Genomic DNA, 11,868 nt, shown 5'->3' with positions numbered 1-11,868 from the left:
TTATCCATACTATCGTTCATAACTTTGCCTCCCCGTTATGACGTTTATTTACTGCATGGATATAAGTTAAGGAAATCAAATGTTCGCTAAAAAATACCCTATAATTACGGTGGCCTTACTCAGTGCTGCATTATGCGCATGCCAAAGCACAACAACTTCAACAACAAATCAAAACAGTCCAAATGTGAATGAAGTAGCACAGCAACAGTATAACGGTCCAAAAGCACGTATTGCCGTGGCGCGCTTTACTGATAAATCAAATGATTCACGATGGTGGCGAAAAGAAATTGGTGAAGGCATGGCTGATCAATTAACGACTGCGCTGGTCAGTACGAACCGTTTTATTGTATTAGAGCGTCAAGCACTTGATGCCGTCTTGTCAGAGCAAGATTTAGCGGTATCTGGAAGAGTAAGCGCTGCATCGGGGGCGGCTTACGGTGAAATTGAAGGAGCTGAAATTGTGGTTGTGGCCGCAGTAACCGAATTTGATGACGACAGCTCAGGTGCCAGTGTTGGCAGTGGCGGCTTTATTGGTGATGTGTTTAGCTCGGTATCGGCAGGCTTCTCAGGCTCGCATATGGCAATTGATCTACGCTTAATAGACACACGCACTTCGCGTATTCTGGCAGCCACCAGCGTAGAAGGCGGAAGTAAGGACTTTGACTTCACCTCAGCAGCCACTAACTTTGGCGGCGCACTCGTCGGGGGTAATCTCAGCGGATGGTCAAACACCCCTAAAGAAAAAGCCTTACGAGAAGTGATTGTTAAAGCCGTCGAGTTTTTAGAAAGCAAAGTACCTAGCACTTACTATCGCTACAATAGTGATAATACCATTGCTACAGGACACTCTGCTCCAGCCCCTCTAAGAGTGACAGCAAAAGCAACTGGCGCAAAAACCGCCGTCGCAAACACACCGTCAGTCACAGTGCCCACTCATAGAATGCCCCATTACGAAAAAATGGACTTGGCAATGTCTCGTCTAAACTTAGTCTGCTTGGGCTACTTAAAAAACCAACCTCATTACGAAGAGTTTGAAACAGAAGATGTAAAATACGATCGCGCAACGGTTATTGCACTCACTGAATATCAACAAGAAAATAAACTCACCGTCACAGGTTTGGCAGATGAAAAAACCAAACAGTCACTCGATAATACCCAATGTATTGCTAAAACGAATAAATCAGGGCTGGAAAGCTTAGGCAGTATGTTTAAATTTAACTAATTGAAGTAACCAAGCTTAATAACGTCAATTAGCCTTATACAGCCAGTAATAACCACTGGCTGTATTGGCAAAAATGAGTGACGGTGTCCCTGAACGGTTTATTCTCATTTTTGCTAACATCTTCCATTTATAAAATTTGTACTAGTTCACCACGATAAAAGTCACACAATAACCAAATTTGCTGGAATGGATGCCCTTTTGGTACATCGAGATGAGTGAGCACGGCCTTAAAATCATCTAAGTGCCAAATAGTGCTGGCATTACGGATCAATAACCATGGATGCTCTGATTCATACTGTTTTTTCGCTTTTTGCGCGAGTAACCGATGCAGTGCACAATGTAAACGCTGATCGCTTGGCTCAAGTGCCATCTCAGCAAGGTCGCGCTGCATACCAATTGACAAGGGCCGTCCTAATACGGCCATCGCCTCTGTTTCACTGGCGTATAAATGCGCAATTTCAATATCGAGACGCTGCTCACCTTTATAGCAGCTCACATCAGGCTTACTTGGTGTATTATGCCAAATATTGCGCATTTTGATCCCAAACTCTTTTTCATAACAGCGCAAAAATAATTTTGCGGCGCCATGCTCAAGGGCTATTTTTTCTTGCTCACTATCACGATTCATTTAATGTCGCATATACATCACTTAATAACCCCGAAGCACCAAACCTAAATAGTTTAGGCTTTATATAGGCTTCACCCATTATAGATTCAGCTGAGGCCAAGTATTGAGCGGCATCAGCAACGGTTCTCACTCCCCCTGCGGCTTTAAAACCGACGTTTTTACCGCTTGCTTTAATTGCGGTTAAAATTATCTCTGTTGCAGCTAAGGTTGCATTAACCGCCACTTTACCCGTACTCGTTTTGACAAAATCAGCCCCGCCATCAATCGCAAGTTGGCTCGCTTTAGTTATTAACTCATCTGTTAATTCGCCACTTTCGATAATCACTTTTAACACGGCTTTATTGCCGCAGGCATCTTTTGAGGATTTGACGTACGTTAAAACCTTCTCTTCATCACCTGCAATAAGGGCTTTGTATGGGATCACTAAATCAATTTCGTCAGCGCCACGCTCAATAGCAAACAAGGTTTCATTTATCACCTGTTCTAAAGGCTGCTCTCCTGTTGGAAAATTGGTGACGGTGGCCACCTTTACTTGCTTTAGCGCACGCTCTGCCAACGCTAATTTGGCATCACTAACAAACTGACTATAAACACACACCGCCGCAGGTACGCCTAACTTTGGCTGAATACTGGCAATAAGATCTTCAATTGTTTGTGCCGTATCGGTGTCATTGAGGGTTGTTAAGTCCATGAGTGCCACAGCTTGGGCTGCGATTGTTTGCATGTTTTTCATAAATCTTATTTTTGTGTTGCCATAATAGTGACCCATAGTAGCAAATTTTTATGTTCTGGCTATAACTCATAACGAATCACCATAAGCCTAGTTATTTTCTTGTAACTCGCCGCAATCCCTTGTTAACTAAGTCTTAAGCCAAATAGAACCACCCAATATAACTTTTAGTTATATAAATTGGGTTTTAATTATTTTTTACTTAACAATACGCACTATATTCTGCTTGTCTGCAATAAGCAGTTTCTGTGATGTTTTTTAGGGGTATAAACAACGTGCAATATTTACCTATCTTTACCAAATTAGACGACAGGCCCGTATTGGTAGTCGGCGGTGGAGATGTTGCGTTACGCAAATGCCGCGCATTTTTAAAAGCGCGCGCACACGTGACGTTAGTAGCCCCTGAATTTTGTGATGAGCTTATAACCCTTGCAAACACGGGTGAAGTCACGCTAATTAACGACATATTTCAAGAGCACCATTTAGATAAACAAATGTTGGTTATTGCCGCAACAGATAACGACGCAGTTAACAGCACGGTTTTTGAGCTTGCTAACGCACGCAATATTTTCGTTAATGTCGTTGATGATCAACCTAAGTGTAGTTTTATCTTTCCCTCGATTGTTGACCGTGACCCTATCACTATTGCTATCTCAAGCGCGGGGACAGCCCCTGTTTTAGCACGTCGCTTACGTGAAAAGCTCGAAACGCTTATTCCACAACATATTGGCCCTTTGGCTACTTTAGTCGGGAGTTTTCGCGACAAAGTAAAGCAACGTTTTAAACATTTCGCCGACCGTCGCCAGTTTTGGGAAGGTGTGTTTGATTCATCGGTTGTGAGTAAAGTGCAAGCAGGCGACACCACCGCAGCGTCGGCGCAACTAGAGCAACTACTCGAAGCCAAGCCTGAGCCCGAAGGTGAAGTATATGTTGTGGGCGCAGGCCCTGGTGACCCAGAGCTATTAACGTTAAAAGCCCTGCAATTAATGCAACAAGCCGATGTTGTTGTGTATGACTACCTTGTGTCTGATGAAATTATGGAACTAGTGCGTCGCGATGCCGACTTAGTGTGTGTTGGCAAGCGCTTGGGCGATCATAGTGTGGCACAAGAAGATACCAATCAAATGTTAGTTGATTTTGCTAAACAGGGTAAAAAAGTATGCCGCATTAAAGGGGGCGATCCATTCATTTATGGCCGTGGCGGTGAAGAAGTACAAGTGCTTGCTGCCAACCAGATCCGCTATCAAATTGTTCCTGGTATTACTGCTGCAGCCGGTTGCAGTGCTTATGCGGGTATCCCATTAACACATAGAGACCATGCACAAGCCATCCAATTCGTTACTGGGCACTGTAAAAAAGAGGGTCAAGAACTCGATTGGCAGTCACTTGCTAAACCTAATCAAACCTTAGCGATTTATATGGGGGTGATTAAGTCACCTCATATCCAAGCACAATTATTAAAACATGGTCGCGGTGCAGATACACCAGTGGCCATCATTGAAAACGGCACACGTAAAGAACAACGTGTCGTGACGGGGCAGCTAGGTGAATTAGCCGATTTAATTTCACGGCACAGTATTATTTCACCAGCGTTATTAATTATTGGCGAAGTTGCATCACTGCATCATCAACTTGCTTGGTTTGGCCAAACGGCACAAACCAGCAGCTTTGCCCAGCCTTTAACAGGCGAAGCGTAATTTAACTTTTAATCATTTTAGTAGGACGACTAACAATGGCTTTAACACACCTTCAGCAATTAGAAGCTGAAAGTATCAAGATCATGCGCGAAGTTGCTGCTGAGTTTGAAAACCCGGTTATGCTTTACTCAATCGGTAAAGATTCATCGGTGTTATTACACTTAGCACGTAAGGCATTTTACCCAGCAAAAATTCCATTTCCTCTTTTGCATGTTGATACCAACTGGAAATTTAAGGAAATGATCGAGTTTCGCGATCGTTTAGCCAAAGAATATGGCTTTGATTTAATCGTCCATAAAAACCCTGAAGGTTTAGCGATTGATATTAATCCGTTTGTTCATGGCTCAGCGAAGCATACCGATATCATGAAAACCCAAGGCTTAAAACAAGCGCTTGATAAATATGGTTTTGATGCTGCATTCGGCGGTGCTCGCCGCGATGAAGAAAAGTCACGTGCCAAAGAGCGTGTTTATTCTTTCCGCGATAAGCACCACAGATGGGATCCTAAAAATCAACGTCCAGAGCTGTGGAATACTTACAATAGCCAAGTTAATCCGGGTGAAAGTATTCGTGTATTCCCTTTATCTAACTGGACTGAGCTTGATATTTGGCAATACATCTACCAAGAAAACATTGAAATGGTGCCACTATATTTAGCCAAAGAACGTCCTGTTGTTGAGCGCAATGGCACTCTCATTATGGTTGATGATGAGCGCATGCCGCTTGAAGAAGGCGAAGTACCGCAAATGAAGTCGGTCCGTTTTCGTACCCTTGGCTGTTACCCACTTACTGGTGCTGTGGAATCAACCGCCAGCTCATTAACTGAAATTATTGAAGAGATGTTGTTATCAACATCATCTGAGCGTGAAGGTCGCGTGATTGATCACGACTCTGCAGGCTCTATGGAAAAGAAAAAACGTGAGGGTTATTTCTAATGTCTAAAACTAACGACACGATTAATGAAGTAAGAGAGCTAGGCATCGACGCCTACCTTGCGCGTCAACAAGACAAAAGCCTTTTACGTATGCTGACATGTGGCAGTGTTGATGACGGTAAATCAACGTTAATCGGCCGCCTTCTGCATGACAGCCACCAAATTTATGAAGATCAACTTGCAGCCCTTCACAAAGACAACGAAAAAGTTGGTAATGCAGGTGAAGAGCTTGACTTAGCCCTACTCGTTGATGGCTTGCAAGCTGAGCGAGAACAAGGCATCACGATTGATGTTGCGTATCGTTATTTCTCAACAGCAAAACGTAAATTCATTATTGCGGATACGCCTGGACATGAGCAATACACCCGCAACATGGTAACAGGTGCATCAACCAGCGATGTGGCAATTATCCTAGTGGATGCACGTTATGGCGTGCAGGTACAAACTAAGCGTCATAGCTTTATTTGTGACTCTTTAGGGATTAAACAATTTGTTGTTGCTATCAATAAGATGGACATCGTCGATTTTGACGAAACCGTGTATGAGAAAATCAAAGCCGATTACCTTAAGTTTGCAGAGCAGTTAAACGTCACAAACATTAAGTTCGTACCTATGTCAGCATTGAAAGGCGACAACGTTGTAGTACGCTCTGAACATACACCTTATTACACCGACAAACCGCTTCTAGAATTACTCGAAGATTCCCCTGCGGCTGAAATTGATACTGGCTTTGAAGCACGCTTACCTGTGCAATATGTTGTGCGCCCTAACTTAGATTTCCGCGGTTTCCAAGGAACACTCACTTCAGGTACGTTCAGTGTGGGTGATGCCGTAAAAGTATTACCATCAGGAAAAAGCTCAAGTATCAAAGAGATTGTCACCTTCGATGGGAACCTTGATACAGCCGAAGCAGGCCAAGCAGTTACACTAACGCTTAACGACGAAATTGATATCAGTCGTGGTGATGTAATTGTACCAGCCGCATCTAAAGCCGCTGTAACAAACCGTATTCAAGCCAAACTTGTGTGGATGCATGAATCTCCCTTGGTGCTAGGTAAAAACTATAACTTTAAGTTAGGCAGCAAAAATACCTCAGCGGTGGTGAAAAAAATTGATCACACGATTGATGTAAATACCTTAGAGCATGGCCAAGCAGACTCTCTGCAGCTAAACGAAATTGCTATTGTAACCCTCGAGCTTACAGAAACAATTTTGGCAGATGAGTATCACGACAACCATGAAACAGGGGCATTTATCTTAATCGATCGCCTATCAAACTTAACGGTTGCAGCAGGTATGATCGAGCAGTTATTAAGCACTGAAGAGCAACAAAGTGGCTTTAGCGACTTTGAAGTTGAGTTTAATGCACTTGTTCGCAAGCACTTCCCTCATTGGCAAGCGCTTGATATAACTAAGCTTAAATAATCACAATTCGCCTGTTATAGGAAGTAAAAAGCATGTATCAACAGCTGGTATTAACAGGCATTATGCTGGTATTAGTCGGGTGCCTATTTGGCACACGATTAAAACCAGCATGGTTATTTGTGAGCGCCATTGGAATTAGCTATCTTTCTGGGCTTATTAGCCTTGAGGATATGCTTGTTAATTATGCCAATCCCTCGTTAATCACCCTGATACTTTTAGTATTGGTATCAATTGCGGTAGAAAAAACCACATTGGTACAGAAACTTGCCCAATCCTTATCAAAAGGTAGCCTGACAAGCTCTGTCACTAAGCTTGGCTTATCGACCGCCTTTTTGTCATCGTTTACTAATAACACAGCCGTTGTGGCATCTCTTATTAGTGCCATAAAAGAGAGCCCGACACATTCACCATCAAAACTATTACTGCCTTTGTCGTACACCGCAATACTCGGTGGCACAATTACTTTAATTGGCACCTCAACTAATTTAATCGTCAATGGTTTTGCTGTTGAAGCGGGCATGGCTCCCTTAGGTTTTTTTGATTTTACACTGGTTGGTTTAGGCGCATTAAGTGTGGGCCTGATCACCATTATTGTAATGCTTAAATACCTACCCGATAACGGTAAAAATAACCAAGAAGTCGTGCCATTTTACTTAGAAGGCAAAGTAGAAGCTGATTCAAAGCTGATTGGTAAAAGTGTTGAAGAAAATGGTCTGCGTGAATTAAAAGATCTCTTCCTTGCTGAAATCATTCGTGGTGACAAACGTATTTGTGCCGTCACCCCAAAACAAGTAATCAAAGAAGGTGACGTATTATTATTTGTCGGCGATATAAAGTCTGTTCCTTTACTGACTCAATTTGATGGCTTAAAAGTGGTTCATGACAAGCACGAGAAAGATGTTGAACACCTTGTTGAAGTGGTCGTGAGTCACTCCTCTAAATACATTGGCAAAACGATTAAAGAAATTCGCTTTCGAGAACAGTTTCATGCGGCAGTAATTGCAATTCGTCGAGGCCATGACCGTTTACAAGGAGGCCTAGGTAAGGTGCAATTACAAGCAGGTGATTCCTTGATTCTCGCGCCGGGTAAAGCATTTTACACACTCCCAAACTTAAAGCGTGAGTTTGTTTATATTTCGGGTCTCGATTTACAAACACATTTAAAAGCAAAGCAATCAAACATTGTGCTGGCTAGTTTTGCAGGGGTTTTAACGTTAAGCATTATCGGTTTAGTCCCCTTAGTAAAAGGCTTATTGGTGTTACTCATTGGCCTAATGCTCAGCGGCACAATTAAGCTCAGTGAAGTTAAACGTCGCTTCCCTATCGAATTACTAGCGGTTGTAGGCAGTGCGATTGGACTCGCCAAACTCATGATTGGCACCGGTTTAGCTGGTGAAATATCGAATGGCATGCTTTATGTGTTAGGTGACTTTGGCCCTTACGGGGCATTTATTGCTATCTTCTTAATGACGGTCATGTTTACCGAATTGATTACCAACAATGCAGCCGCCGCACTTTCATTTCCTGTTGCGTATGCGCTGGCTATTGGCTTTGATGTTTCCCCACTGCCCTTTATTATGGCCGTGGCCTTCGGTGCATCGGCCAGCTTTATCTCACCATTTGGTTATCAGACCAACCTTATGGTGTACAGTGCGGGAAATTACCGCTTAAAAGATTACATTGCCATGGGCCTTCCTTTATCGATTATCTATTCGATTACGGTACTTACATTGATACCACTGGTTTTCCCATTTCAATAACAAACAACGAGAACAGATACAATGAATGAGAATATCGTTTGGCATAACTACGCAATCACTAAAACACAACGTAGTGAGCAAAAAAAGCATAAGCCGACTATTTTATGGTTCACTGGCTTTTCTGGCTCTGGTAAAAGCACCGTGGCCAATGCGCTAGAAAACGCACTAAACCAACTTGGTGTTCACACCTATCTACTTGATGGTGATAACGTACGCCATGGGTTATGTAAAGATTTAGGCTTTACTGATGAAGATCGTGTTGAAAATATTCGCCGCGTAGGCGAAACAGCGAAACTCATGGTCGATGCCGGTCTTGTGGTACTCACCGCATTTATTTCACCCTTCCAAAGTGAACGCGATATGGTAAGGAACTTGGTAGATGATGGTGAGTTCATCGAAGTGTTTTTAGATACTCCACTCGACGTATGTGAAACTCGTGACCCTAAAGGGCTTTATAAAAAGGCACGTGCGGGTGAAATTAAGCATTTCACCGGTATTGATTCAGACTACCAAGTTCCAACATCACCCGAAATTAAAATCGATACGAGCAAAAACACCCTAGACCAATCGGTGCAAGAACTGGTAGCGTATCTAAAACAACAGCAAATTATAGGTTAAATCATGAATCATACGGAACTGCTAGAAGAAATCTTACTGCTGGCGCGCCAAGCAGGAAATGCCATTATGGGTATTTACGAAAAAGATTTTAACGTCGAATACAAAGCCGATGAAAGCCCAGTAACCGACGCCGATCTAGCAGCCCATAAAGTGATTGTTAATGGCTTAAAACAGTTAACGCCAGACATTCCGATTCTAAGTGAAGAAAGTGCAGATATTAGCTGGGATGTTCGTCAAACCTGGCAACGTTATTGGCTAGTCGACCCGATTGATGGCACAAAAGAGTTCATCAAAAAGAATGGTGAGTTTACGGTAAATATTGCGCTCATTGAAAACGGTAAGCCTATTTTAGCCGTCGTCGACGCACCTGCATTGGGTGTCTCATATATTGCAAGCAACGCCATTGGTGCGTTTAAAGATAAGGGCGATGAACGCATCGAACTTAAAGTTACCCGCAAGCCAAATAAAGGGCTTATTCGTGTTGTTGGCAGTCGCTCACACCCTTCCCCTGACCTAGCTGAATTTGTAAAACAATTCGATGACGTAGAAATGGTCTCAAAAGGCAGCTCACTAAAACTATGTTTAGTAGCCGAAGGCAGCGCCGATATTTACCCTCGCTTAGGCCCAACCTGCGAGTGGGATACAGGCGCAGGCCATGCGATTGCGGAAATAGCAGGAGCAACGGTTAGCAAACTCGATGGCAGTCCACTGCTGTATAACAGTAAAGAAGAATATCTAAATCCGTATTTTGTAGTATCGGCGTTACAGGACTAGTCTTTAGCAGTCGATGTTATAGAGTGAAATACTACATAAGCTGGGTAACGCGAAGCGAAACCCAGCAAAACTTACCCTCTCTAAATTAACGTTAAACTAGCCTTTATGCCTGTGTTCCGATAATATTTTGCTCTCTTAATATATTAAAGGAATGACGATGACGACTGTTGAAAAAGCCATTGAGGCAGCTTACCAAGCGCAAATCACTTCTCTTTACAAAGCACTATCACAAGGTGTGCTTGCAGCTAATGGCGATGAAAGTGAAATCACAGCTGCTGAAGCTCGCTTTAAAAAAGGCTTAGCATTTGCTGCTGATATAAAAGCCCGCGCACTTGCAGCAGCAGAGTAAACACCACAACTGGGCTTAACTAAACTAGCCCAGCATTTCCTTTTGTAAGTCTCTCCTTACAGCATAGTTATCTAAATACAACGCTAAAACATGCATTCTTAGTTGCTTTTCTATATGCTGCGCGACAATTATTATTCTAATAGTGGAGTGCTAATGAACACACAACAAGATGCTGCGCAGTTTAGTGCATCGACAACAAGTAGTAACTCGAAATGGAATCTTCACGACACCCAGTGGGTATTAAGTTTATTTGGCACAGCAGTGGGTGCCGGCATTTTATTCTTACCCATTAATATCGGTATAGGCGGGTTCTGGCCATTAGTGATTATGGCGTGCTTAGCCTTTCCTATGACTTACTTAGCTCATCGTGGCTTAGCTCGTTTTGTATTATCATCAAAGCAACCAGATGCTGACTTTACCGATGTGGTAGAAGAGCACTTTGGCATGAATGCTGGGCGACTAATTTCTCTTTTATATTTTCTTTCTATCTTTCCTATTTTACTTATTTATGGCGTTGGCCTAACCAATACCGTAGACAGCTTTATCGTTAATCAATTAGGTATGGAATCACCACCACGCGTGCTGCTATCAGGCATTTTAGTGGGTGGTATGATTAGCTTAATGCTAGGTGGAGAAGCACTCATGTTGCGTGCTTTTGCTATTTTGGTCTATCCACTCGTCGGTATTCTGTTTTTCTTATCGTTGTATTTGATCCCAAGCTGGCAGATGCCTGACGTATCAGTTCCTGAGTTTTCAGGCTTTATGAAAACGCTCTGGTTATCAATTCCTATTATTGTGTTCTCATTCAGCCATGCCGCTGCAATCTCAAGTTTTGTCCATGTACAGCGAGCTCATTACGGCAATAATGCTAAAATGAAGTCAGAAGCAATTCTGAAGCGCACCAGCTTATTGTTAATCGTATTTGTATTGCTGTTTGTATTTTCGTGTGTGTTGTCTTTATCATCAGAACAAATGCTGCAAGCTAAGGCCGAAAACGTTTCTATCTTGTCGTTTCTTGCCAATATTACTGATAACTCATTCATTGCCACACTAGGCCCGTTGGTAGCGTTTATCGCGATTACGTCATCTTTCTTAGGCCACTTTTTAGGAGCCCGCGAAAGTTTCAATGGTCTTGTCAGTAAGCAAGCACATATGAACCCTAAACTCGTTGATAAGATTGGCACTGTTATCATGTTCTTCGCTATTTGGTATTGCTCGGTGATCAACCCAAGTATTTTAGACATGATGGACCAGCTATCAGGCCCAATTATCGCCATGATCTTATTCATTATGCCCATGATTGCCGTGTATAAAGTCCCTAGCCTGCAAAAATACAGGCACCGCTTAAGTACTTTATTTGTGCTAGCTATTGGCTCTCTTGCTGTTCTTGCGCTTATTTACAGCATGATTAAATAACAGTAAGTACTGAATATATGTCTCGTCCTAAAATACGTTGACGGTTTTAATTGAAGGCCAGTAGCTTTTGCTCCTGGTCTTTTTTATGCACTTGGTTTGGGGTTTCCATGCCTAAACTCAAATGCGGCCTCATTTCATTGTATATTACTATTGATTCTTCGACGAGTTCACGTAGCTCTTTCAGATTTTGGCATTTATAGAGTAAGAATTCTTGCTTCAATATGCCATTAATGCGCTCCGCCAATGCATTTTGATAGCAATCATAGCCATCGGTCATCGATGGAGTAATGCCATTTTCATTAAGCTTTACTTGAT

At 42.6% G+C, this 11,868-nt stretch carries 12 protein-coding genes; 9 read left to right on the top strand and 3 right to left on the bottom strand.

The genetic code is table 11. The annotated features are described in order from the left end of the window. The first annotated feature begins 79 nt into the window (after positions 1-79). Complete coding sequence (locus LPA49_RS20430; protein WP_075594522.1) at positions 80-1,222, top strand: CsgG/HfaB family protein; 1,143 nt, start codon at positions 80-82, stop codon at positions 1,220-1,222. A gap of 127 nt (positions 1,223-1,349) precedes the next feature. Here the strand turns inward: LPA49_RS20430 and LPA49_RS20425 are convergent, their stop codons facing one another. Both LPA49_RS20425 and deoC read right to left on the bottom strand, forming a co-directional pair. Continuing rightward, complete coding sequence (locus LPA49_RS20425) at positions 1,350-1,850, bottom strand: hypothetical protein (protein ID WP_036971583.1); 501 nt, start codon at positions 1,848-1,850, stop codon at positions 1,350-1,352. After that, positions 1,840-2,574: a deoxyribose-phosphate aldolase gene (gene deoC / locus LPA49_RS20420; protein WP_230237684.1), complete on the bottom strand. Its 735-nt coding sequence runs from the start codon at positions 2,572-2,574 to the stop codon at positions 1,840-1,842. Before deoC ends, LPA49_RS20425 begins: the two co-directional genes overlap by 11 nt. Positions 2,575-2,855: 281 nt before the next feature. On the opposite strand from deoC, the gene cysG reads away from it, so the two are divergent. From cysG to LPA49_RS20380, 8 genes are all read left to right on the top strand, one after another. Further along, positions 2,856-4,277, top strand: a complete 1,422-nt coding sequence (gene cysG / locus LPA49_RS20415; RefSeq protein ID WP_230237682.1) for a siroheme synthase CysG — start codon at positions 2,856-2,858, stop codon at positions 4,275-4,277. Between the two features lie 35 nt (positions 4,278-4,312). Continuing rightward, entirely contained in the window at positions 4,313-5,212 is a 900-nt protein-coding gene (cysD, locus tag LPA49_RS20410) for a sulfate adenylyltransferase subunit CysD (RefSeq protein WP_036971584.1), read from the top strand. Beyond that, complete coding sequence (gene cysN, locus LPA49_RS20405; RefSeq protein ID WP_036971586.1) at positions 5,212-6,636, top strand: sulfate adenylyltransferase subunit CysN; 1,425 nt, start codon at positions 5,212-5,214, stop codon at positions 6,634-6,636. The genes cysD and cysN overlap by 1 nt, the downstream gene beginning before the upstream one ends. A gap of 32 nt (positions 6,637-6,668) precedes the next feature. After that, complete coding sequence (locus LPA49_RS20400) at positions 6,669-8,396, top strand: SLC13 family permease (RefSeq protein ID WP_036971588.1); 1,728 nt, start codon at positions 6,669-6,671, stop codon at positions 8,394-8,396. Positions 8,397-8,417: 21 nt separating this feature from the next. Beyond that, positions 8,418-9,014, top strand: coding sequence for an adenylyl-sulfate kinase (gene cysC / locus LPA49_RS20395; protein ID WP_230237680.1), 597 nt, complete (start codon positions 8,418-8,420; stop codon positions 9,012-9,014). Between the two features lie 3 nt (positions 9,015-9,017). Next, positions 9,018-9,788, top strand: coding sequence for a 3'(2'),5'-bisphosphate nucleotidase CysQ (gene cysQ / locus LPA49_RS20390; RefSeq protein ID WP_036971592.1), 771 nt, complete (start codon positions 9,018-9,020; stop codon positions 9,786-9,788). Between the two features lie 157 nt (positions 9,789-9,945). Beyond that, the gene (locus LPA49_RS20385) at positions 9,946-10,137 is read left to right on the top strand and encodes a hypothetical protein (protein WP_036971594.1); all 192 of its coding nucleotides are present in this window, start codon (positions 9,946-9,948) and stop codon (positions 10,135-10,137) included. 153 nt (positions 10,138-10,290) lie between these two features. Continuing rightward, entirely contained in the window at positions 10,291-11,553 is a 1,263-nt protein-coding gene (locus LPA49_RS20380; protein ID WP_118843942.1) for an aromatic amino acid transport family protein, read from the top strand. 46 nt (positions 11,554-11,599) lie between these two features. Here the strand turns inward: LPA49_RS20380 and LPA49_RS20375 are convergent. Continuing rightward, positions 11,600-11,868: integrase core domain-containing protein (locus LPA49_RS20375; protein WP_230236436.1), on the bottom strand; the 269-nt coding region annotated here is incomplete at its 5' end.

It is taken from the genome of Pseudoalteromonas sp. MB41 (genome assembly GCF_020966275.1).
Classification (GTDB): Bacteria; Pseudomonadota; Gammaproteobacteria; order Enterobacterales; family Alteromonadaceae; genus Pseudoalteromonas; species Pseudoalteromonas lipolytica.
The sequence above is the reverse complement of the archived record's forward strand: the minus strand, read 5'-3'. Positions and strand labels throughout refer to the sequence as shown.

Excerpts from the sequence above, each read along its gene's own strand:
- LPA49_RS20400 (WP_036971588.1), top strand. The coding sequence starts at position 6,669 with ATGTATCAACAGCTGGTATTAACAGGCATTATGCTGGTATTAGTCGGG.
- cysC (WP_230237680.1), top strand. The coding sequence starts at position 8,418 with ATGAATGAGAATATCGTTTGGCATAACTACGCAATCACTAAAACACAA.
- LPA49_RS20380 (WP_118843942.1), top strand. The coding sequence starts at position 10,291 with ATGAACACACAACAAGATGCTGCGCAGTTTAGTGCATCGACAACAAGT.
- cysQ (WP_036971592.1), top strand. The coding sequence starts at position 9,018 with ATGAATCATACGGAACTGCTAGAAGAAATCTTACTGCTGGCGCGCCAA.
- cysN (WP_036971586.1), top strand. The coding sequence starts at position 5,212 with ATGTCTAAAACTAACGACACGATTAATGAAGTAAGAGAGCTAGGCATC.
- deoC (WP_230237684.1), bottom strand. The coding sequence starts at position 2,574 with ATGCAAACAATCGCAGCCCAAGCTGTGGCACTCATGGACTTAACAACC.
- LPA49_RS20385 (WP_036971594.1), top strand. The coding sequence starts at position 9,946 with ATGACGACTGTTGAAAAAGCCATTGAGGCAGCTTACCAAGCGCAAATC.
- LPA49_RS20425 (WP_036971583.1), bottom strand. The coding sequence starts at position 1,850 with ATGAATCGTGATAGTGAGCAAGAAAAAATAGCCCTTGAGCATGGCGCC.
- cysD (WP_036971584.1), top strand. The coding sequence starts at position 4,313 with ATGGCTTTAACACACCTTCAGCAATTAGAAGCTGAAAGTATCAAGATC.
- LPA49_RS20430 (WP_075594522.1), top strand. The coding sequence starts at position 80 with ATGTTCGCTAAAAAATACCCTATAATTACGGTGGCCTTACTCAGTGCT.